We start from the raw sequence: 22173 nt of genomic DNA, 5'->3' as shown, positions 1-22173 counted from the left end.
AAAGTTGCAAAACTGTACATGTCAACATGAACGATATTTTAACGAATGATTTAAATCCATTCCAAGAACTCAAGACGATTGCCAAAAGGGTCATAGATATAAAGACGCCTTACCCCCTCCTCTTCCCTTGCTTCGTCATCGACAATATAAATATGATTATCAATCAAATGATTACGCAGCTGATCCAAATGCTTTACATGAAATGCTGGATGAGCTTTTGTTGCTGGAACGAAATCTTTTTGTATTCCAATATGTACTTGATGTCTGCCACACTCGAACCATACACCACCCCGTTTTCTTAGAATTTCAGGTTTAGGAATCTCTGTCCATCCCAATACTTCATTGAAAAAATGACGTGCTTCCGATTCACAACCTTCCGGTGCTGCGAGCTGAATATGGTCTAGACCAATAATTCTATACGTCATTCATACACCACCTTTAGTTTCACTTAATGAAACCTAGTTTCAATAATTGTACTTCCATTTTATAGAATAAACCAATCAAAATCCAGCTTCTTTTCTATATACAAAAAAAGCCAACCTTTGGTATCAAGGTCGACCTTTTAGAATGGCGAAAATTATATTAATGTGCATATAGATTATGATACGTCTATTTACTCTGTATTATTTTTACGGTTTGAGCGTATCTTTTTCAACCAAATTCGCTCTTTGTCCGTCAAATCAGCCGTTTCCAACATTTCCGGTCTGCGCTCTAACGTACGAAGCAACGACTGTTCCCTGCGCCACGCCTCAATATTCAGATGATGCCCAGACAATAGCATATCCGGTACTTTCATGCCCCTGAATTCGGGTGGACGTGTGTAGTGCGGATATTCCAGGAGTCCAGTACTGAATGAATCCGTTACGGCGCTTGTCTCATTTCCAAGCACACCTGGGATCAGACGTACGATGCTGTCAATCGCAACCATGGCAGGTAGCTCCCCACCCGTGAGTACGTAATCCCCAATGGATAGTTCATCCGTCACGAGAAATTCGCGAATTCGCTCATCGTAACCTTCATAGTGTCCGCATATAAAAATCAGATGATCTTCCTGAACAAGTTCTTCTGCTTTTTTTTGTGTAAACGTCTCACCTTGCGGACACATTAGAATGATACGTGGAGGTTTCATCGTTGCCGCAGCTTCTCCGCGTTGCTCCAGAACATCTTCCACAGCAGCAAAGATCGGATCTGGTTTGAGCACCATACCCCCACCCCCGCCATAAGGAGCATCATCTACTGTATTGTGTTTATTGGTCGCATAATTGCGGAAGTTGGTTGCACCGAGGGATACCAGTCCCTTCGTTTGAGCTTTGCCCAGAATGCTTGCACCGAATACACCGTCAAACATCTCAGGGAATAGCGTTAATACATCCACTTTCATGTTACAGCAGCCCTTCCATCAGGTGAATCTTCACTTGCTTCTGTTCGATGTCCACATCAAGCACGACATCATCAATAACAGGAATCAGCACTTCTTTGCCAGCCGGCGTTTTGACAACCCATACATCATTCGCACCAGGAGTCAGGATTTCAGAGATGGTTCCGAGCGTTTCACCCTCTTCGGTGATGACAGAACAGCCAACGATTTGATGGAAGTAATATTCGCCTTCCTCCAACTCAGCCAGGTTCTCTTTTAATACTTTGGCCATACCGCCTTTAAACTTCTCTACTTCATTAATATTGCCATATTCTTTCAGACGAAGAATATACATATTTTTATGCAAACGTGCAGATTCCACATTAACCATCACTGGATGGTTATCTGGTGTAAAGAAAAACAACTCCGCATTTTTCGCGAAACGTACTTCCGGGAAATCGGTTAAAGGCATGATTTTCACCTCACCGCGAATTCCATGCGTATTAACGATTTTACCTACATTCATAAACTCTGCCATATTTCCTCCTACAATCCATTCATATGGTACTCATATTTGATGATCTTCCTGCGACCGTTCCGGTGACGGATCGTTCCTCGGATCGCTGTTATCCCCTGATTTTTTTAATTATTTTTAAATGTTAAAATCCGGTGATAGCGTATGCTTCCGATGTAGCTTTCTTTCAGAAAGCTTTAAGGCGAGCGCTGACGCTTCTTCAGAATCGATTCCGTCCCCTTCACTACTTCCGCAAATAATCATACTTGACGAACTACTTCAATCATATTATTTAAGTTTCAGCATGCACGAAAAGGGGCTAGGACATGCATCCTAACCCCCTTTCGTATATCTTTAAGATATGATATCAACGGTAACCCGTTTATCCATCTTAACTGCTGCTGATGTGACGACCGTACGAAGTGATTTTGCGATTCGTCCCTGTTTACCAATTACCTTCCCAACATCGTCAGGATGAACGGTTAACTCATAAACGACAAGCCGGTCTTTCTCAACCGTCCGAACCGCCACATCTTCCGGATGATCGACTAAAGCCTTAGCAATTATGCTTACTAATTCTTCCATAGATGACCCTCCGAATCAGCACTTTATTTAGATAATTTAGACTCGTGGAACTTCTTCATCACGCCCGCTTTGCTAAGCAAGTTGCGGACAGTGTCAGATGCTTGTGCACCGTTTTGAAGCCATGCCAATGCTTTATCTTCATCGATCTTAACAACAGCCGGTTGTTCAACCGGGTTGTAGTAACCGATCTCCTCGATAAAACGACCGTCACGTGGGGAACGGGAATCCGATACCACTACGCGGTAGAAAGGAGCTTTGTGAGCACCCATACGTTTCAGACGAATACGAACTGCCATTTGAAAATTCACCTCCTTCAATGAAATCTGTATATGATCCAGCTTCGCTTAAATCAACGGAAAGGAAACTTCATTCCTTTGCCCATACCTTTAAGCTGCTTCATCGCTTTATTTTTACCGCCTTTAGGTCCCATCATATCCGAGAACTGTTTCATCATGCGGCGCATCTCATCAAACTGCTTGATCAGACGATTTACTTCAGCCAGAGATGTTCCGCTTCCGGTAGCAATACGCTTCCGACGGCTATGGTTGATCAAGTCCGGGTTGCGTTTCTCCTCGGTCGTCATTGAGTATACGATCGCTTCGATCCGGCCCATCTGTTTATCATCAACCTTCAGGTCCTTGGCTTGTTTCATCTTGCCCATGCCGGGAATCATATCCATGATCTGATCGATTGGTCCCAGCTTTTTCACTTGATCCATCTGCTCCAGGAAATCTTCAAACGTGAATTCTGCATTACGCATCTTCCGTTCCATTTCCTTGGCTTTATCGGTATCAATGTTTAATTGTGCTTTCTCTATCAGAGATAACATATCTCCCATACCGAGAATCCGTGAAGCCATACGTTCCGGGTGGAACGGCTCCAAAGCGTCAAGTTTCTCTCCAAGGGAAGCAAACTTGATTGGGCACCCCGTAACGGCTTTGACAGAAAGTGCAGCACCACCACGAGTATCGCCATCCAGCTTCGTCAGGACAACCCCGGTCAGATTAAGCTGCTGGTTAAAGTGTTCTGCTACGTTAACCGCATCCTGACCTGTCATGCTGTCCACCACAAGCAGTACTTCATCCGGATTCACTACGCTGTGAATCTGGCGAAGTTCTTCCATCAGCTCTTCATCAACATGCAGACGTCCAGCTGTATCGATAATAACATAGTCATTACCGTTATCTTTGGCATGTTGAAGACCTTGACGTGCGATCTCCACAGGGCTTGTCTGATCACCCAGTGTGAATACCGGCGCTTTGATCTGCTCGCCAAGTACTTGCAACTGTTTGATCGCTGCCGGACGATAAATATCTCCTGCAACAAGCAATGGTCTACTGTTTTGCTTTTGCAGCATTTTAGCCAGTTTACCCGATGTGGTTGTTTTACCAGCACCCTGCAAACCAACCATCATCAGCACCGTAGGCGGTTTGTTCGCTTTAGCCAGTTTGGCCTGGCTTCCACCCATCAAATCCGTCAGTTCCTTGTTAACGATGTCGATGATGACCATTCCTGGCGTGAAGCTCTCCATCACTTCTTTGCCAACAGCCTTCTCTTTCACCTTGGCGATGAATTCCTTGACCACTTTGAAGTTTACATCCGCTTCGAGCAATGCCAGACGTACCTCGCGCATAGCCTCGGCTACATCTTCATCAGACACCTTGCCTTTGCCGCGCAGCTTGCTGAACACATTCTGTAATCGGGTCGTTAATCCTTCAAATGCCATGATCCCACCTCCTTAAGCTTTATTACTGTTTTTAAGACCGATACGTTCCACTGAGCCGTTATAATCTTCTCATTCGCTGAGCTGAGCAACGATATCGTGTATTTGTTTGTTGTCATCAATGGAGACGCCTGCGCGTTCCAATGCATTTTGCAAATCTTCAAGATTGCGATTACGCCGTTCATGCTTTTCCAACAAGCCCAGCTTGCTTTCGTAATTCTCCAGCACTTGTTCGGCACGCTTGATATGCTCGTATACCGCCTGGCGGCTGATCTCAAACTCGGCTGCAATTTCACCAAGTGAAAAATCGTCATGAAAGTAATACTTTAGAAAAGTCTGCTGTTTCTCGGTAAGTAACAACTCATAAAAAGCAAACAGCAAGTTAATCCGGTTTGTCTTCTCAAGCCGGTTTTCTTGACTCACATCGGGGCACTCCCTTCGTCAAGGAAAAACACTTTACACTCTTGCAACGTTCCTAATAATACCTAAAACAAATCAGGTTGTCAAGCAAAAATACTTGTCACAATAAAAACAGCTTTGATGATATGTTATTTCGATGTTTAACATGTGATATATACCTTATTTCACAACAAGCACATACTATCTTTACCTGTACGAGATCACCTCTATGTAAAAGAAAAACGAACGCGTCTCAGTCCGTGGAGATGCATCCGTTTATAGCGTTCTAGCGAAGTGGTGTCAGGTACAACAGTACCATAAAGAAATGAAGAATGCTGCCTGCCAGTACAAAGAGATGCCATATCGCATGATGGTAAGGGAATCCACGCCACACATAAAAGAGTGTACCCAGTGTATACATCAGGCCTCCAGCAACCAGCAACACAATTCCGCCTGTAGGTATGGCAGCCATCAGCGGTTGCCAGGCAATTACGATGAGCCAGCCCATCGCAACATAGAAAATCGTGGACATGAACAGAAACCTTTTCGTGAAAAATGCCTTAAAGATCACGCCGAATAATGCGATTCCCCAGATTATGCCGAACAGGGTCCATCCAAGTGTACCGCGAACAGCAATAAACAACAGCGGAGTGTATGATCCCGCAATAAACAAATAAATGGAAGAATGGTCGAAAATCTCAAATAAATCTTTCACTTTTCCATCTTTCCATGCATGTACGAGAGTAGAACTTGTATAGAGCAGCAACATGGTGATCCCATAGATCGTGAAACTGACCACATGCCAAGCCGTTCCTTTTATACTAGAAAATACAATCAATATCACCAGTGCAGCCACACTGAGTGCAGCGCCGATTCCATGTGTCACCGCATTGGCGACTTCTTCACGGCGAGAATAGGTATGAGTATTGGCCATTTCAACCGTCCTTTCCAGCCCTTTAGCATTGCCTGCTTTATTCCCATTATACACGTATTGCCAGTGACATTACACGTGACACTTATCACGTCTATCACTGGCAATTACGCTTAACGCTATGAATTTATCTTAATTAACATGGTTCTACGAGTTCGTTTCCTCTTCTTCAGCACTTTCAGCTGGTTGCTCTTGGATCAATCCGGCGAACAAGGCATGAACGAACTGCTCTGAATCAAATTGTTGCAGATCATCGATCTTTTCACCCAGTCCCACAAGCTTCACTGGCAAATCCAGCTCCTGACGAATTGCTACAACGATCCCGCCTTTGGCTGTTCCATCCAGTTTCGTTAGTACGAGGCCGGTTACGCCGCTTTTCTCACCGAAAAGTTTAGCCTGATTCAAGGCATTTTGACCTGTGGTCGCATCCAAAACCATCAGCACTTCATGTGGAGCATCCGGAATTTCACGTTGGATGACACGATAGATTTTGTTAAGCTCGTCCATCAGGTTAGATTTGTTCTGCAGACGACCTGCTGTATCACAGAGGAGAACATCGGCACCCCGTTGTTTTGCTGCCTGCACCGCATCATACATAACCGCTGCCGGGTCAGAACCGGATTGCTGTTTGATCACATCGACACCGGCACGTTGTCCCCATACTTCCAGCTGTTCGATGGCTCCGGCACGGAACGTATCTCCAGCGGCCATGATGACTTTCTTACCTTGCTGTTTAAATCGATGCGCCAGCTTGCCAATTGTCGTTGTTTTACCAACACCGTTAACACCAACAAACAAAATGACAGTAATGCCGTCCGGGTTCATTTTCAGCTCGTTATTCTGTTCACCACGAAGAAGATCCGTCAGTTTCTCAGACAACACAGGCTGCAGCTCAGCCGCGTCCTCAATTTTGCGTTTTTTCACCTCAACGCGCAGATCTTCGATCAGATTCATGACCGTATTCACGCCAACGTCTGCTCCGATCAAAATCTCTTCCAGTTCTTCATAGAACTCTTCATCGATTTTTTTGCGGCGGATCACGAGATCCGAAACTTTCTCCACTAGCCCTTTACGTGTCTTTTCCAATCCATCCTTGAACTGTTTGGTAACTGACTCTGTTTTGTTTGCAATGCTGTCTCTCAGCTTTTTAAAAAAACTCATAAAGCCCCTCCATCGTGTACATAATCTAGCGCTATGCAATAATGCTCAATCTAAATGAATTTTAATATTTAATAATGATAATGAGTTCATAGGTCCCACAGCCTTGGATCGATCAGGCAATGACCGCTTCCTCATCTTCCAGTTTAACCGAAACGAGCTTGGATACTCCGCCCTCTTCCATCGTAACACCATACAGCACATCAGCCTCTTCCATCGTACCCTTACGATGGGTAACAACGATGAACTGTGTCTGTTCGGAGAATTCACGCAAGTACTGGGCAAAACGGACCACGTTAGCTTCGTCCAGCGCTGCCTCTACTTCATCCAGTACGCAGAATGGTACAGGTTTGACGTGCAGAATGGCGAATAACAAAGCCATTGCCGTCAAAGCCCGCTCCCCACCGGATAACAGTTGCAGGTTTTGCAGTTTCTTGCCTGGTGGCTGAGCCACAATATCTATTCCCGTTTCAAGCAAGCGCTCCGGGTCCATCAGAACAAGGTCAGCTCGTCCCCCGCCAAACAGCTTGGTAAAGACGGTACCGAACTCACGGCGGATTGCATCGAACGTGATCTTGAATCGCTTCGCCATCTCGTCTTCCATTTCCCGAATAACCTGATACAACGTTGTTTTGGCTTCCACCAGGTCATTCTTCTGTTCGCTCAGGAACTCGTATCGCTCATTGACCCGTTGGAACTCTTCTATCGCTCCCAGGTTAACATCACCCAGGGCGGATATACTGCGTTTCAGCTTCTGTACCTCTGCCTGTGTATGCTCTACATCTTCCGGCACCGGATAACGCTCTTTGGCCAGTTCATAACCCAGTTCGTATTCATCCGTCAGCTTTCGAAGTATATTTTCCAGCTCAACATCCAACCGGTTCACGGAAATTTCGGTCTGTCGCATCTGTTCTTCCACAGCTTTCAACTGCGTGCGCTGTTCCTTCGTTTCACTCTCGGCAAGCTCAAGCTTTTTCGACAACTCACTTCGGGCAGCACGTTTGAAGTCCAGTTCTTGAGAAGTTTCCGCTTTTTTCAGCTTGTACTGGTTCAGATCTTCAATCTGCTTAACACTTTCGGTCTGTGTTTTCTTAAGATCTGCTTCCATTGAAGCTAACAAGGTGCGATTCTGACGAAGATCTTTGACCAGCGACTCCACTTCCCGCTCCAGACGTCGCAATTGTTCCCCATTGGAGAATCGCTCCTGATCGAGCTTGCCTTCCCGTACTTTCAACTCGGTGAGTTGGCTCTGCAATTCTTCCTTCGCGGATTCATTGGCTTTCCGAGCAAACTCGGCTGCATGAATGGCACGATGAGTCGCTTTTTCTTCTTCTTCAAGCTGCTCCAGCTTCTTCACAGCGACGATGCGAGCCGTATCCAGCTCTTTGATCTCTTCGGTGAATCCGCTCTTCTCCTGCCCGGCAACGGCAACCTGTTCAAGCACGTGGCGAAGCTCATGCTCTACCTGCTTCATTTCCATCGAAGCCTGCTGTTCTGCATTTCGGGTATCGTCACCAGACTGGCGAAGTTCATCCAGTTTGTCCTGACACTGCTCCAGTTGAACTTTTACATCATCCACACTGCGATGCAGTTTCACAATTTGATTTTCGGTATCCAAGATATCCTGATCGAGCTGGTCCAACTGCCGTTTACGACTGAGCAGACTCACATTTTTCTTGTGCTGGCTACCACCTGTCATGGAACCACCCGCATTAACCACATCACCTTCAAGCGTCACGACCCGGAAACGATACTGGCAGCGAGCCGCAATTTTATTGGCCACCTCCAGCGTTTCGGCAATAATAACATTACCCAACAGACTGCCAATGATCGAAGCGTACTTGGATTCAAATTGTACAAGATCAGCACCGATCCCCACAAAACCTTCCATACCTTCGATCATGGAACGTTCAGCCGCTCCAATGGCACGAGGACGAATGACATCGAGAGGCAGGAACGTTGCACGTCCCAACTGGCGCTGCTTCAGGAAAGCAATCGCCTGTCTGGAAACTGATTCATTTTCCATGACCACATGCTGCAAGGATGCTCCCATTGCTGTCTCTACCGCAAGTTCAATCTTCTCAGGAACTTTAACGAGTTCAGCTACAGCTCCATGAACACCGCTCAGCGTACCTTTACGTGAAGCCTTGAGGACCTCTTTGACACCCAGCATGAATCCGTCAAAATCATCCTGCATCTCTTTCATTGTATCGCGGCGGGAAACTTGAGCTTCACGCTTTTGTTCCCATTTACGGACCGTGCCTCGACTTTCTTCGAGCAGCTTCTGCAGTGATTGTAGTCGTTCACTTTCCGTAATATAACCACCACGTAGATCACTGATTTCTTTGCCCAAACGAACAACTTTTTTCTCAATGTCCGCTTTGCGACTTTCCAGTGTTTCTTTCTGTTCTTCCCACTTGCCTGATTCCTCAGCCGCGCGATTCATTCTGCGCTCCAGCGTTTCTTTCTGCTGATCCACATAACGAATTTCATTTCGTGTCTGAGCCATCTGATTCATCAGTTCCAGCAAGTTGCCTTTGAGGCTTTCCTCTTGCTGCTGGCTAATACCGCCTGTGACACCGATGAGTTTGGCTTCTTCCTGCGACAACTGATTTCTCACATCATTCAGTTCATGCTCAAGCTTGCCAAACTTCTCACGCAGTGCAATCAGCTCGGTTTCCCGTTCGCGATGTCTCTCTTCACTGGCGGCAAGCGTTACTTTGAGTTGCTCCTGATTTGTTTGCAGATGGTGCGAGCGCTCCTTGAGCAGTTCTCCAAGGCCTTCACTTTTCTCCGTCGCTTCACTGAATTGCAATAAGGCGGATTGCAGTTGCTCTGTCTCTGTTTCCAGGATACGCAGCGCATTCCGATCATTTTCCAGCTTGGCATCATGCGTAGAGACAATCGCCGCCAGTCCAACCTCTTCCTGTTTTAGCGATTGCAGCCTTTCGTTGGCCTTACTCCAAGATGCATGAATCTGTTCGATCTGGTACACATACATGGAAATTTCCTGTGATTTGAGCTGCGAACGAAGTTCTTTATAATGGATCGCTTTCTCCGATTGTTCCTTCAAGGGTCCAATCTGATCCTCCAGTTCGGTCACCAGATCATGAATACGCAGTAAATTCTGCTCTGTCTCATCCAGTTTGCGCGTAGCATCCCGCTTACGGGATTTATATTTAACGATACCTGATGCCTCTTCAAAGATGCCCCTGCGATCCTCTGAACGGGTACTCAGAATCTCTTCAATTCGTCCCTGTCCAATGATCGAGTAGGCTTCCTTACCGATACCGGTATCCATAAACAACTCCGTAATATCCTTCAAGCGACAAGATTGTTTATTAATAAAATATTCACTATCTCCGCTGCGATGTACACGACGAGTCACCGTCACTTCACCGAAATCCAGTGCAAGTGCGTGATCCTCGTTATCGAGTGTTAGCGACACTTCACCAAAATTAACAGCCTTCCGTGCATCACTACCTGCAAAGATGATATCTTCCATCTTGCCACCACGCAGCGATTTGGCACTTTGTTCCCCCAGAACCCAACGGATTCCGTCCGATATATTACTCTTGCCACTTCCGTTCGGACCTACAACAGCCGTAATGCCACGAACGAATTCCATCTCCGTTTTGTCGGCGAATGACTTGAATCCACCCAATTCAATCCGTTTTAAAAACATAGGGTTTCTCGTCACCTCCTCTTGCAAATTTCAAGTATTGCATTCCAGCGCCTAAATAAATTGAACCATTGCTATTACACATGACTACTTCGATTGCAGTACCATCCTCCGATCGCCCTTATCCCCAGATTTTCTTGATTCCCTTATCCAAGGGAAAAATCCGTTGATAAATGCGCACGCTTTGCTTCTTCAGATTGGTTCTGCACTCTTCGTTTTGTGTAAAATAGAGTTCACTTATTTAGTTAACGATCAGGCTAACTCCCCCTGAACCTCTTTACAAAAAAAAGAGCAAAAAGCAGTCCGGCCGATTACTTCCGCCGGGGCGGACCCGCGGGCTGCTCTTTGCTCTTCGTTTGTCTATGCGCTATCGGTTAAGCTCCGGCTTCCGGAAGCTTCAGTCGATCAAGTGCTGCAGATGCAGCCTGTTGTTCCGCTTCCTTTTTGGAACGCCCTGTACCTCTGCCAAGCCGTTCTTGACCCATATGGACCTCCGAGACAAACTCACGTTCATGGGCAGGTCCCCGTTCCTCAACGATACGGTATTCCAAAGCTCCCATATTGTGATGCTGAGTCAGTTCCTGCAGTTCCGTTTTGTAATCACTCATTTGCAGCTTGCTGCCCAACACGATTAATGGAAAGACATGCTGGTCGAGAAATGCCCGGACAGGCGCAAGCCCCTGATCCAGATACAATGCACCAATGAAAGATTCAAACACATCCGCCAGCAGAGCCGGCCGTGTCCGTCCTCCCGTTAGTTCCTCACCTTTACCAAGAAGTACATACTGACCAAAACCCAACGCTTCAGCAAATTTGACGAGGGAAGGCTCACAGACAATGGATGCCCGCAGCTTAGTTAATTCGCCTTCCGGACGGTTAGGATACAAATGATACAAGTATTCCGATACAGTCAGTTCCAGCACGGCATCGCCCAGAAACTCCAGACGCTCGTTGTCCTGATGCTGACTGAACCGGTGTTCGTTTACATAAGAAGCATGGGTAAACGCTTGTTTTAAAAGCTGCCTGTTGTCAAATTTGATTTGAAGTTTATGTTGTAACTGCTTCAGATCTTCACTCAAACGAACTAGCCCCTTATGCTTCAAATTTTTTGAGAATAATGGTGGCATTGTGACCGCCGAATCCAAATGAATTGGACATGGCAATATTGACTTTAGTTTGACGTGGAACATTTGGAACATAATCCAGATCACATTCCGGGTCCTGATTTTCCAGGTTGATCGTTGGTGCCAATGTCTGATGTGTCAGTGACAATCCGCAGATAACCGCTTCTACACCACCAGCAGCGCCAAGCATGTGGCCCGTCATGGATTTCGTGGAACTCACTGCGAGCTTGTACGCATGATCACCAAACGCCTTTTTGATCGCAAGCGTTTCAGATCTGTCACCTACAGGAGTTGAGGTTCCGTGTGCATTAATGTAATCCACTTCTTCAGGCTCAATACCCGCATTGCGAAGTGCCATCTTCATGCAACGTGCTGCTCCATCCGGATCTGGTTCTGTCATGTGATGTGCATCGCCTGTCAGACCGTAACCTATCACTTCACCATAGATGCGTGCACCACGTTTTTGAGCATGCTCCAGGGATTCCAGAATCAGAACACCAGCGCCTTCGCCCATAACAAAACCATCACGTTCTGTATCAAAAGGACGGCTTGATTTCGCAGGATCATCATTACGTGTAGACATTGCGCGCATAGCACAGAACCCTGCAAGACCCGTTGGTCTGATTGTTGCTTCCGCACCACCACAGATCATGGCATCTGCATCACCATTGGCAATCAACTTGAAGGAATCTCCGATGGAGTGTGTACCTGTTGCACAAGCGGTAACCACGTTAATGTTGGGACCTTTGGCACCAAGAGAGATGGACATTTGGCCTGAAGCCATGTTGGAGATCATCATGGGAATAAAGAATGGGCTTACCCGTTTTGGACCTTTTTGCAACAATGCATTATGTTGGTCCTCCCACGTACCCAATCCACCAATACCTGATCCGATGGATACACCGAAACGCTCTGCATCAATATTCTCGTTAATTTTCAGACCACTGTCTTCAACGGCTTTGAAGCCGGCTGCTACAGCGAACTGTACAAAACGGTCCATTTTGCGAGCATCCTTGCGATCCATATATTCTTCCGGGTTGAAATCCTTGATCTCAGCTGCAATCTGTGTCGTGTATTCACTAACATCAAACGCCTCAATCTGAGAGATTCCGGACTTTCCTGCCATTAAACTGCCCCAGAACGTTTCCAAATCTTTTCCGAGCGATGTCATTACGCCCATTCCGGTAATTACTACTCTTTGTTTCAAACCGAGTCACCTCTATATCGACTGCATTACGCAAGTATTTTGTGGGAATATCCGCAAACAGACATCTATTCAACCAAGATAAGCCCGCTTGAGTAGAGTTGCTTGCGGAATGAGAAAAACCAATGAATGATGAGAAGTCCCGCCTGTTCGAAAACATGTGCGGGACTAAAATGACTTTAGGTATGAGATTGTATGTAGTTTACAACTTCACCTACGGTCGTGATTTTTTCTGCATCTTCATCAGAGATTTCCAAATCAAATTCATCTTCCAATTCCATGACCAATTCCACTACATCCAAAGAATCAGCACCCAAATCTTCTTTGAAAGATGCTTCAAGTGTAACTTCAGCTTCGTCTGCGCCCAAGCGGTCGACGACGATGCGTTTTACACGCTCCAATACATCGGACATCCGGTTCACCTCCTTCTTTGGTATTATACGAGAATCGCAGGCAAAATGCCATAGAAGACATATGCGGCTCCCGGCCGGGGAACCCGGCCTTTTTCCGGCATTTCGGATCGTCCAGCGCCTGTTCCCCGACTATTGTTCAAGTCCGGGAAGAATTACATGTACATGCCACCATCGACATGCAGCGTCTGCCCTGTCATATAAGATGAAGCCTGTGAAGCCAGGAAAGTGACTACACCGGCAATTTCATCCGGCTGACCCAAACGGGACAACGGAATACCACTTAGCATACCGTCCACCAGCTCCTGGGACAACTCTTTTGTCATATCCGTCTCAATGAAACCTGGTGCAACACAGTTGACTGTGATTCCACGTGAAGCCAGTTCACGAGCAGATGCCTTTGTCAGGCCAATAACTCCTGCTTTGGCAGCAACATAGTTCGCTTGTCCAGCATTACCGAGCACACCTACAACCGAGGAGATATTGATAATTCTTCCCGACCGTTGTTTCATCATTGGACGTGTAACCGCCTTAAGGCAGTTAAACACACCTTTGAGATTGGTTTCAATAACCTGATCGAATTCTTCCTCTTTCATACGCATGATCAGATTATCACGGGTAATACCGGCATTGTTCACCAGAATATCAACGTTGCCCCAAGCTTCAAGTGTAGCTTTGACCATTTGTTCAGCTTCATCCATCAGGCCCACATTGGCTTGAAGTGTAATCGCCTTGACTCCTTTGGCACGAATCGCTTCCGCCACTTCCTCAGCTGCCGCTTGGCTACCCGCATAATTCACGGCTACGTTCGCTCCAGCTTCAGCCAGTGCCAATGCAATACTGCGTCCAATGCCCCGGGATGCCCCGGTAACGAGTGCATTTTTACCTTCTAATGGTTTAGACATAATCATTCCTCCTTTCCCCAAATCTATATCAGTTCAACCAAAGAATGTTTACACTTGCCACTCCGATGACAGAATAAACTTCCGATCACTGTTATCCCCAGATTTTTTGATTCCCTTTTCTAATGGGAAAATCCGGTGATAAAGGCGAACGCTCCGCTTCTTCAGTTTTTTTCTGTCCTCTCCGTTCTCGTGTAAAAAGTTTAGTTTAACTCATATAACTCCTTCTAATTCACTTGCCGTTGCTTCGAGCGTTTCAAGACTGTTCACATTGTACAGTTTTACGGTTTTATCTGTTTTTTTAATCAAACCGGTCAATACACTGCCAGATCCAATCTCGATGAACGTATCCACACCCTGCTCAATCAGCCATGTCACACTGTCTTCCCATAATACAGGAGAATAGACCTGAGCTGTCAACAAATCCCGAACCTGTCCATCCTCTGCAGGTCTTGCAGTCACATTAGCGACTACAGGAACCGCTGCCGGTGAGAACGTAACGGTTTTCAGTTTCTCTTCCAGCTTCTCAGCCGCACCCTTCATCAGTGAAGAGTGGAACGGTCCGCTTACTTCCAAAGCAATGGCGCGTTTACCGCCTGCTTCTTTCACTCGTTCCGCGACAGCAGCTACGCCTTCCTTCACACCAGAGATGACGATTTGTCCCGGACAATTCATGTTGGCAAGTTCAACCGCATGACCAGTTTCAGATACGTCACGGCAAAGCACCCCCAGCGCTTCCCGATCCGCACCAAGCACAGCAGCCATCGCTCCTTGTCCACCCGGTACTGCCTGTTCCATATACTGACCTCGCGCCCGCACAGTGCTCACAGCGTCAGCAAACGAAAGAACGCCCGCTGCCACCAGTGCACTGTATTCTCCCAGACTGTGTCCAGCCATATAGTCTGGCTGAATTCCTTTTTCTTTGAAAGCTTCAAGCAAGGCAATACTTGCTGTCAACAGAGCTGGTTGTGTATTTGATGTCTGTTTCAACTCGGTCTCCGGTCCTTCAAATACAAGGTTGCTCAGCGAGAAACCCAATGTTTCATCTGCTGTGCGAAAAATCTCGGTTGCCGCAGGCACGGACTCATACGCATCCTTGGCCATGCCTACAGCCTGTGATCCCTGTCCGGGAAATACAAATGCTATTTTACCCATCTCATTCATCTCCCAGATGTCTATTTACCAAACGAGTACCGATGCTCCCCATGTCAAACCGCCACCGAATCCAACCATCAGAACGGTATCTCCGGCTTTCATGCGACCTTCCTCTGCGGCTTCTACCAAAGCAAGCGGAATGGAAGCAGCCGATGTATTGGCATACTTATCCACGTTGACTACAACCTTTTCTTCAGGAAGTTCCAGTCGTTGCATCGCAGATTGGATAATCCGAATATTCGCTTGATGCGGAACAAACAGATCCACATCCGTACGCTCCATACCAGCCTTGCGTAATACCTCAATGGTAGCCGTACCCATGACACGGACTGCAAACTTGAACACTTCACGACCATTCATGTAGATATAATGCTTTTTATTTTCAACGGTCTCTGCGGAAGCAGGCAGACGGGAACCGCCGCCTTCCATCTGAAGAAGACTACCGCCAGCACCTTCGGCACCGAGATCAAATGCTTTGAATCCGCGACCTTCTGGAACTTCACCAACGACTACCGCGCCTGCCCCGTCCCCAAAGAGGACACATGTGTTACGGTCTGTATAATCCGTAATACGAGACAAACAGTCAGCTCCAATAACAAGTGCGTTGTTGTACATGCCGCTTTGGATGAAGCTGGTAGCACTTGCCAACCCATATACAAATCCGGAACAAGCTGCCGACAGATCAAATGCCGCCGCACCTTTTGCACCCAATTTGTCCTGCAAGATGCAGGCTGTTGATGGGAACGAAGAATCCGGGGTAATGGTTGCAACAATAATCAGATCCAGATCACTGCCTGTCATGCCAGCAGATTCAAGTGCTTTAAGAGCTGCTTCATATGCCAGATCAGAAGTTGCCTGCTCGGGTGCAGCAATGTGACGCTCTTTGATTCCTGTACGACTGACGATCCATTCGTCATTGGTATCGACCATTTTCTCCAGATCGCTATTCGTCAAAATTTTCTCAGGCACATATTTCCCTGTACCAATAACCCCTACTGGGCGCAAATTATTCATGTCGTCACTCACTTCCCGCTAATTTCCTTAGATATGCTCTCTACCAGCTGATTCTGCACTGCAATCCGAGCTTGGCGCACAGCATTTTTGATGGCATTGCCATCAGCAGATCCATGACTTTTTACAACCAGTCTGCTCAAACCGAGGAGCGGCGCTCCGCCATGCTCCGTATAATCCAGCTTTCGTTTCAGCCCACGCAACTCAGGCATCAATACAGCTGCAGCCAGTTTACTTTTAAGAGAAGATGAGAATTGCTCCTTAAGCAAGGCGAAAATGGCACCTGCTGTGCCTTCCAGCGACTTCAGCAGTATATTTCCTGCAAAACCGTCGCATACAAGCACATCACAAGCACCAGTCAGCACATCACGCGCCTCAACATTACCGACAAAACGAATGGGGAGTTGTTCCAGTAAAGGATATGCATGTTTGGTTAACTCATTTCCCTTGCCTGGCTCTGTTCCTACATTGAGCAAACCCACTCGTGGGGACGCTATGCCCTGTACTTTTTGCCGATACAAGCTGCCCATCAGGCCATATTGCGCAAGATGCTCCGGTTTGGCATCCATATTCGCTCCGAGATCCAGCGCAAGTACACCTACATCATCAATCGTTGGAATCATGGGCGCAAGCGCCGGACGTTCAATGCCTTCCATTCGACCTACAACAAGCAAACCTGCTGTCATCAGCGCTCCGGTATTGCCTGCCGAGATCATCGCGTCCGCTTCGCCCTCTTTCAGCATACGGCCTGCAACTACCATGGAGGCATCCTTCTTGCGACGTACTGCTTTTACGGGTTCATCATCCGAACCAATAACTTCGGAAGCATGCCGGACCGTAAGATTGGCAGGTCTCACACCTGACTGACTCAAAAGAGGCTCCAGCTTGGCTTCATCGCCGATCAGGACGATCTGTGTATCCGCCCATTCCGTGGCTGCGGCGATCGCACCTTCTACCGTTGATGCAGGTGCATTGTCGCCTCCCATGGCATCAATGACGATTTTCATTCCAAATGACCTCCTTCTCCGCTGTCTTCTCCACCTGAATGGTAGATTACAAAGTTGCCTTGAAACACCATTTCTTCACCTACATAAGTGAATACTTCCACTTTGGCTTTGCCCTTTTGACCCGGAATCGATCTCACATAAGCCTTTGCAATACATTTCTCTCCCAAATGAACCGAACGGACAAAGCGAATGTCTGCTGATGCAGTCAACGCGATCTCGTCATTAATAATGGCTACAGCCAAGGAGTTGGCCTGTGCAAAGACGTAGTGCCCACGTGCAATCCCTGTTCTGGAAAACACATGCTCTTCCTTAATCTCAAACAGGGAAATCCCGCTTTTGTCCAGCTGCAGATCCACAATATCACCGATAATCTCATGCAGGGGCAGCGAGCGCACCTGATCATACGAGAGCTCTGCCATCAGTTTCATCCGCTCCCGAAGTTCGGGTATTCCAAGTTCCAGTCTGTCAAGACGAATCGTCTGAATACTCACCTTCAATTGGCGCGTAAGTTCCTGATCCGTCACAAACGGGTTCTCTTCTATCATTTTGGTTAACTGCTGTTGCCTCTGTCTCTTCGGTACACGTTCGATGCCTGACACCCCCCGCTGTATCGTTTACGGAACCGTCCCATCCGGCCAGTTCAACCATTCTTTCGTGTTGCTTCTATAGATGCATCCCTGGTCACCAGGGTCGTTCTCAAACGGATTATGGTTCATCATATATGTAACGTCAAATCTTAGAACCTGGTACTAAACTATAGTATATCTCATCCCGTGTCAAAAAGAAAGGCTGGCTGAACAAAAACAATTCACCCCTGTGGAGCAAAGATTTCATGCTTGTTAACTCCCTCTACCTACACTATCTAATCGAAAAAAAGTAGCACCTCATCGAAATGAAGTGCTACTTAATGTCCAACTATTATTGAGAGATGATCTCTCTTGCTTTGTACGTTCCGCACACTTTGCACACGTGGTGACTAAGTTTAAGTTCGCCACATTGTTCACATTTCACCATGCCCGGTACAGCCAATTTAAAGTGAGTGCGACGTTTGTCGCGACGCGTCTTGGACGTTCTCCGTTGAGGTACTGCCATTATTCCCACCTCCTTATCAAAATCAACCTTTGCAGGTAGTTGTTACGTTCGATTTTCAATCATGCTCATTTAAAAAAATCCTTGAGCCCTGCAAGCCGCGGATCGATAACCTGGTTATCACAACCGCAGTCACCTTCGTTCAGCTCATGGCCACACTTGGGGCATAACCCTTTGCATGTATCGCTGCATAGCGGTATAAACGGAAGATCCAGCAGAAAAGCTTCCTCGGCATAACCTTTCAGATCAACGCTATCCCCATCCACATAGAGCGTATCGTCGTCTTCATGTAATTCCTCTGGCTGTTTTCCCTGCTTGAATTGCTCATGAAAATCAATATGAAAATGTTCATTGATCGGCTTAAGACAACGGGAGCACAACATGTCCACTCCTACGGTCAGCTTGCCATGAACATCCACAACGTCACCTTCTCTGAATTCTGCAGATAAATCCGCAGTCAGGGGGGTAACGGCTGTGATATCTTGTCGGTTAGAAACCAGTTCCTTGATATCCCACTGTTCGTTAAACTTCAGGGGGCCATCACTGGTAGCCACTTTGCGAAATGGCATTAACATTTCCATCACTCCAAACGAAACCAATTTCATAATTCATGTCAAACGTATCACGACAGTTATACAGGTCAAGCCTGCTCTTGTAAAGCAATAAATCCTGACTGTATGTATTCTGACGATTCATCGTTAAAAGTATTATGAAATTGACTTAACAAACAAAAATCATTATACCGATTTTTCAAGACGTTTGTCAACACTTTTAACTTTACACCCTATTTTAAAACCAATGGCTCAGAACCGTTTACTCCATCTGGTCTATTATAGACTCACTTCAAGATAAACTACAAGTCGTCATTTTAGTTGTAGTTTCTTGCAAACCGCGGTCACATTTCGTTAACGTTTAGTGTGATCTATGTCACACAGTCCCTCTCGGCACCTACCTATACTTGCTATAAACCGAAGCACAATCAGCTCCATAACAATTCATTATTCAACTATCTCATATTATATCGGGAGGGAAAATGTATGTTAAGTGAACACACTATTAGAGTCATTAAATCTACAGTACCCGTACTTGAAGTTCACGGTGAAGCGATCACACGCCATTTTTACGAAACGATGTTCGCAGCTCATCCGGAACTACTGAATATTTTCAATCACGCAAATCAGAAACAGGGACGACAGCAAGCCGCCCTCGCCAATATGGTATACACCGCCGCCCTGCATATCGATAATCTGTCCTCCATCCTGCCTGCCGTCCGGCAAGTTGCCCATAAACATCGCAGTCTGGGTATCGTTCCCGAGCAATATGCGATTGTGGGCACCTATCTGTTACAAGCGATCAAAGATGTGCTTGGAGACGCGGCTACCGATGAGATCATTACGGCGTGGGGCGAAGCCTACAATGTCATTGCAGATGCCTTTATCGGGATCGAACAGGACATGTATGCGGAAGCAGAGAACCAGACAGGTGGCTGGGAAGGATTTCGTACCTTCAAGGTTGCCAAGAAAGTGCAGGAAAGTGGAATCATCACATCCTTTTACCTCGTCCCAGATGATGGTAAACCAATTGCCAGCTATGAACCAGGACAATACATCAGCATCAAGATCAAACCGGAGGCACAGTCATTTACCCAGATTCGTCAGTATAGCCTTTCAGATATACCGGGTAAACCCTACTACCGCATTTCCGTTAAACGCGAGCTGAGTGGATTAGAACGTCCTGATGGAGTCATATCCACGTATCTCCACGATCACATTGAAGAAGGTAGTCTGGTGGAGCTATCCGCTCCTGCTGGTGACTTTACGCTGGATAGAGACGATAAACGCCATATTGTTCTCTTGAGCGGTGGCGTTGGTCTAACCCCCATGATCAGCATGTTAAATACACTGGTTAACTTGGACAAAAACCGCAAAATTACATTTTTGCATGCAAGTCCGAATGGTCAATCTCATGCGTTCCGTGATCATGTGAACAGTCTGGCCGAACGTTATCAAAGCGTTAAAGCCTATTATTGCTACACTCAACCCGCTGCTTCTGATCGTGAAAATGAGTTTTTTCATAAGGAAGGTTATATGGATGCAGTCTGGCTTCGCCAAGTGATTGATGAACTAGATGCCACCTATTATCTGTGCGGACCCGTTTCGTTCATGCGTTCAGTGTATACGGAGCTGCAGGCGCTTGGTGTTCCAGCAGACCACATTCATTATGAATTTTTTGGGCCGAAAGCAAGTCTTTCTTCCGCACCGGAAAATGTCTAACTGTTCTGAGATTGTGAAGATGTGATTGGCACAGTCTGACATCCATTGATGTCGGATTTGTGCTTTTTCTTGTCTGAATGGGTGCATGATTTGATCTAATACATGACATCCCCTATGATGGAATGGATGTTATACATACTCGGTTATCCAATCGAAAGGAGTACGTCTAATCATGAGAGCCGTAGGCGTCATTGTTGAATATAACCCCTTGCACAATGGGCATGTCTATCATTTGCAGGAAGCTCGGCGACTAAGCGGCGCAGACGCCGTTGTTGCGGTCATGAGCGGCCCTTTCCTCCAGCGTGGCGAACCCGCCATCGTGGGTAAAAGGGCGCGCACCGAGATGGCGCTGCACGCAGGCGCCGATCTGGTACTTGAACTGCCGGTGGCTTATGCTGTTCAGCCGGCGGAGTGGTTTGCCTTCGGTGCGGTGTCCTTGCTGGACCGCACCGGCGTTGTGGACTCGCTCTGCTTTGGCAGCGAGTCCGGCGACCTGGACAGCCTGCAGCGCATTGCGCGCGTGCTGGCTGTGGAGCCCGCAGGGATGCGCGAGGACATCGCGCGCCGCCTGCGGGAAGGCGCCAGCTACCCCGCCGCGTACGCAGGCGCGGCGGCGGCACTGGCGCCCGGCGGCGTCGATGTTCGCGACGCCGCTGCACTGCTGGAGCAGCCCAACAATTCGCTTGGGCTGCACTACCTGATCGCGCTGCAACGACTCGGCAGCGCGATCCAGCCCTTTACGGCGGCGCGTACCGGTGCCGCGTATCATGAGGCGACGCCCGGCCCGGGGGCGATCGCCAGTGCCACAGCCGTCCGCCGCCTGCTGATGGCGGACGGGCCCAGCGCCGCCGCGCCATACGTGCCGGCGGCCACTCTTGCCATTCTGCATCGCGAATGGCAGGAAAACCGCGCTCCCATGCACTGGGAGCGCTTTGCACAGCCGCTGTTTCACCTCGCGGCCACACGCCGTGCCTCCGAGCTGGAACGCATCGCCGAAGTCACGGAAGGCCTGGAGCACCGGCTGATCCGTACACTCGCTCAGCTCCCGGAGCCTTCAGTCGAAGCACTCCTGAATGCACTGAAGACCAAACGATACACACGCACCAAACTCCAGCGTATGCTCGCCCACCTGCTCCTGAATCACACCAAAGCCGAGTGTTCACCAGAGCAATTGGCTGCCGGACCCGGATATCTACGAGTCCTCGGATTCAATACTCAAGGGCAGAGCCTGCTTAAACAAATGAAGAAGACTGCGTCGTTGCCTGTTGTGCTGAAACCTTCGACGTTCACGCACCATCAACTGGAACTGGATATCCAGGCTCAGGTAGCGTATGGGCTAGCTTGCGAGCATAAGGACACACGCAGGATGTTCAGTGACTACTATGAGTCACCTGTGAGAGTGTAATCCGCTTTTGACCATAAGTTTTAATCCTTTTCATTCCATCATCAAACAGATCATTCATGTCGACTACTGAAAACTAAACTATACAACTATAAAATCCCCTTGCTGCGCGCCGCTCAGGCACATCGCAACAAGGGGATTCTCTCATTGTAATCCTTTGAATCTGTTGACCTTCTCAGATCTCTTGATCACACTTCATTCCCTGTAATCCATTCAGTCCGATTTCGTCCGGACTTTATCCATTCTT

Annotated in this window: 22 protein-coding genes; 2 read left to right on the top strand and 20 right to left on the bottom strand. The window is 47.4% G+C overall.

Features of this window, described 5'->3' with window-relative positions; translation table 11 throughout:
* Positions 1-50 precede the first annotated feature (50 nt).
* The 20 genes from MKX40_RS11035 to MKX40_RS10940 all read right to left on the bottom strand — a co-directional run bounded on the left by MKX40_RS11035 (position 51) and on the right by MKX40_RS10940 (position 18826).
* A complete protein-coding gene (locus tag MKX40_RS11035) occupies positions 51-425 on the bottom strand; it encodes a VOC family protein (protein ID WP_339241537.1) in 375 nt (124 codons plus the stop codon).
* Positions 426-613: 188 nt separating this feature from the next.
* A complete protein-coding gene (gene trmD, locus MKX40_RS11030) occupies positions 614-1381 on the bottom strand; it encodes a tRNA (guanosine(37)-N1)-methyltransferase TrmD (protein ID WP_339241534.1) in 768 nt (255 codons plus the stop codon).
* A gap of 1 nt (position 1382) precedes the next feature.
* Entirely contained in the window at positions 1383-1895 is a 513-nt protein-coding gene (gene rimM, locus MKX40_RS11025) for a ribosome maturation factor RimM (RefSeq protein ID WP_339241531.1), read from the bottom strand.
* Between the two features lie 330 nt (positions 1896-2225).
* On the bottom strand, positions 2226-2456 hold the full coding sequence (locus tag MKX40_RS11020; protein WP_024630185.1) for a KH domain-containing protein: 231 nt from the start codon (positions 2454-2456) through the stop codon (positions 2226-2228).
* 23 nt (positions 2457-2479) lie between these two features.
* The gene (rpsP, locus tag MKX40_RS11015; protein WP_017689219.1) at positions 2480-2752 is read right to left on the bottom strand and encodes a 30S ribosomal protein S16; all 273 of its coding nucleotides are present in this window, start codon (positions 2750-2752) and stop codon (positions 2480-2482) included.
* Positions 2753-2805: 53 nt separating this feature from the next.
* On the bottom strand, positions 2806-4182 hold the full coding sequence (gene ffh / locus MKX40_RS11010) for a signal recognition particle protein (RefSeq protein WP_253433704.1): 1377 nt from the start codon (positions 4180-4182) through the stop codon (positions 2806-2808).
* Between the two features lie 69 nt (positions 4183-4251).
* Positions 4252-4602 carry a YlxM family DNA-binding protein gene (gene ylxM, locus MKX40_RS11005; protein ID WP_339241527.1) on the bottom strand — a complete coding sequence of 117 codons (351 nt, stop codon included), beginning with the start codon at positions 4600-4602 and terminating at the stop codon, positions 4252-4254.
* Between the two features lie 262 nt (positions 4603-4864).
* Entirely contained in the window at positions 4865-5512 is a 648-nt protein-coding gene (locus tag MKX40_RS11000) for a hemolysin III family protein (RefSeq protein WP_253433701.1), read from the bottom strand.
* 144 nt (positions 5513-5656) lie between these two features.
* Entirely contained in the window at positions 5657-6670 is a 1014-nt protein-coding gene (gene ftsY / locus MKX40_RS10995) for a signal recognition particle-docking protein FtsY (RefSeq protein ID WP_253433698.1), read from the bottom strand.
* 112 nt (positions 6671-6782) lie between these two features.
* Positions 6783-10352 (bottom strand): chromosome segregation protein SMC, encoded by a 3570-nt coding sequence (gene smc, locus MKX40_RS10990; RefSeq protein WP_339241525.1) that lies wholly within the window; start codon positions 10350-10352, stop codon positions 6783-6785.
* Between the two features lie 371 nt (positions 10353-10723).
* Entirely contained in the window at positions 10724-11428 is a 705-nt protein-coding gene (gene rnc, locus MKX40_RS10985; protein WP_091031948.1) for a ribonuclease III, read from the bottom strand.
* Between the two features lie 13 nt (positions 11429-11441).
* On the bottom strand, positions 11442-12680 hold the full coding sequence (fabF, locus tag MKX40_RS10980; protein WP_062833763.1) for a beta-ketoacyl-ACP synthase II: 1239 nt from the start codon (positions 12678-12680) through the stop codon (positions 11442-11444).
* Positions 12681-12856: 176 nt separating this feature from the next.
* A complete protein-coding gene (acpP, locus tag MKX40_RS10975; protein WP_024630176.1) occupies positions 12857-13090 on the bottom strand; it encodes an acyl carrier protein in 234 nt (77 codons plus the stop codon).
* 152 nt (positions 13091-13242) lie between these two features.
* Positions 13243-13992, bottom strand: a complete 750-nt coding sequence (gene fabG, locus MKX40_RS10970) for a 3-oxoacyl-[acyl-carrier-protein] reductase (protein ID WP_017689228.1) — start codon at positions 13990-13992, stop codon at positions 13243-13245.
* A 210-nt stretch (positions 13993-14202) separates the two neighbouring features.
* Complete coding sequence (gene fabD, locus MKX40_RS10965) at positions 14203-15144, bottom strand: ACP S-malonyltransferase (RefSeq protein ID WP_339241521.1); 942 nt, start codon at positions 15142-15144, stop codon at positions 14203-14205.
* A gap of 24 nt (positions 15145-15168) precedes the next feature.
* Positions 15169-16158 carry a beta-ketoacyl-ACP synthase III gene (locus tag MKX40_RS10960; RefSeq protein WP_339241519.1) on the bottom strand — a complete coding sequence of 330 codons (990 nt, stop codon included), beginning with the start codon at positions 16156-16158 and terminating at the stop codon, positions 15169-15171.
* An 8-nt stretch (positions 16159-16166) separates the two neighbouring features.
* The gene (plsX, locus tag MKX40_RS10955) at positions 16167-17162 is read right to left on the bottom strand and encodes a phosphate acyltransferase PlsX (RefSeq protein ID WP_339241517.1); all 996 of its coding nucleotides are present in this window, start codon (positions 17160-17162) and stop codon (positions 16167-16169) included.
* The gene (fapR, locus tag MKX40_RS10950) at positions 17159-17707 is read right to left on the bottom strand and encodes a transcription factor FapR (RefSeq protein WP_047842457.1); all 549 of its coding nucleotides are present in this window, start codon (positions 17705-17707) and stop codon (positions 17159-17161) included. The genes plsX and fapR overlap by 4 nt, the downstream gene beginning before the upstream one ends.
* 373 nt (positions 17708-18080) lie before the next feature.
* The gene (rpmF, locus tag MKX40_RS10945) at positions 18081-18254 is read right to left on the bottom strand and encodes a 50S ribosomal protein L32 (RefSeq protein WP_017689233.1); all 174 of its coding nucleotides are present in this window, start codon (positions 18252-18254) and stop codon (positions 18081-18083) included.
* 65 nt (positions 18255-18319) lie between these two features.
* On the bottom strand, positions 18320-18826 hold the full coding sequence (locus MKX40_RS10940; protein WP_253433686.1) for a DUF177 domain-containing protein: 507 nt from the start codon (positions 18824-18826) through the stop codon (positions 18320-18322).
* Positions 18827-19288: 462 nt separating this feature from the next.
* Between MKX40_RS10940 and hmpA the strand changes: the two genes are divergently transcribed.
* Together hmpA and MKX40_RS10930 are read left to right on the top strand one after the other, a co-directional pair.
* A complete protein-coding gene (hmpA, locus tag MKX40_RS10935) occupies positions 19289-20524 on the top strand; it encodes an NO-inducible flavohemoprotein (protein ID WP_339241514.1) in 1236 nt (411 codons plus the stop codon).
* A gap of 172 nt (positions 20525-20696) precedes the next feature.
* Positions 20697-21929 (top strand): nucleotidyltransferase, encoded by a 1233-nt coding sequence (locus MKX40_RS10930; RefSeq protein WP_339241512.1) that lies wholly within the window; start codon positions 20697-20699, stop codon positions 21927-21929.
* The last annotated feature ends 244 nt before the right edge of the window (positions 21930-22173 follow it).

It is taken from the genome of Paenibacillus sp. FSL R5-0517 (genome assembly GCF_037974355.1).
Classification (GTDB): domain Bacteria; phylum Bacillota; class Bacilli; order Paenibacillales; family Paenibacillaceae; genus Paenibacillus.
The sequence above is the reverse complement of the archived record's forward strand: the minus strand, read 5'-3'. Positions and strand labels throughout refer to the sequence as shown.

Coding starts and splice junctions, on each gene's coding strand:
- ffh (WP_253433704.1), bottom strand. CDS start 4,182: ATGGCATTTGAAGGATTAACGACCCGATTACAGAATGTGTTCAGCAAG.
- MKX40_RS10930 (WP_339241512.1), top strand. CDS start 20,697: ATGAGAGCCGTAGGCGTCATTGTTGAATATAACCCCTTGCACAATGGG.
- rpmF (WP_017689233.1), bottom strand. CDS start 18,254: ATGGCAGTACCTCAACGGAGAACGTCCAAGACGCGTCGCGACAAACGT.
- fapR (WP_047842457.1), bottom strand. CDS start 17,707: ATGATAGAAGAGAACCCGTTTGTGACGGATCAGGAACTTACGCGCCAA.
- smc (WP_339241525.1), bottom strand. CDS start 10,352: ATGTTTTTAAAACGGATTGAATTGGGTGGATTCAAGTCATTCGCCGAC.
- fabG (WP_017689228.1), bottom strand. CDS start 13,992: ATGTCTAAACCATTAGAAGGTAAAAATGCACTCGTTACCGGGGCATCC.
- fabD (WP_339241521.1), bottom strand. CDS start 15,144: ATGGGTAAAATAGCATTTGTATTTCCCGGACAGGGATCACAGGCTGTA.
- rimM (WP_339241531.1), bottom strand. CDS start 1,895: ATGGCAGAGTTTATGAATGTAGGTAAAATCGTTAATACGCATGGAATT.
- hmpA (WP_339241514.1), top strand. CDS start 19,289: ATGTTAAGTGAACACACTATTAGAGTCATTAAATCTACAGTACCCGTA.
- trmD (WP_339241534.1), bottom strand. CDS start 1,381: ATGAAAGTGGATGTATTAACGCTATTCCCTGAGATGTTTGACGGTGTA.
- ftsY (WP_253433698.1), bottom strand. CDS start 6,670: ATGAGTTTTTTTAAAAAGCTGAGAGACAGCATTGCAAACAAAACAGAG.
- MKX40_RS10940 (WP_253433686.1), bottom strand. CDS start 18,826: ATGTTAATGCCATTTCGCAAAGTGGCTACCAGTGATGGCCCCCTGAAG.
- acpP (WP_024630176.1), bottom strand. CDS start 13,090: ATGTCCGATGTATTGGAGCGTGTAAAACGCATCGTCGTCGACCGCTTG.
- MKX40_RS11035 (WP_339241537.1), bottom strand. CDS start 425: ATGACGTATAGAATTATTGGTCTAGACCATATTCAGCTCGCAGCACCG.
- MKX40_RS11020 (WP_024630185.1), bottom strand. CDS start 2,456: ATGGAAGAATTAGTAAGCATAATTGCTAAGGCTTTAGTCGATCATCCG.
- rpsP (WP_017689219.1), bottom strand. CDS start 2,752: ATGGCAGTTCGTATTCGTCTGAAACGTATGGGTGCTCACAAAGCTCCT.
- plsX (WP_339241517.1), bottom strand. CDS start 17,162: ATGAAAATCGTCATTGATGCCATGGGAGGCGACAATGCACCTGCATCA.
- MKX40_RS11000 (WP_253433701.1), bottom strand. CDS start 5,512: ATGGCCAATACTCATACCTATTCTCGCCGTGAAGAAGTCGCCAATGCG.
- MKX40_RS10960 (WP_339241519.1), bottom strand. CDS start 16,158: ATGAATAATTTGCGCCCAGTAGGGGTTATTGGTACAGGGAAATATGTG.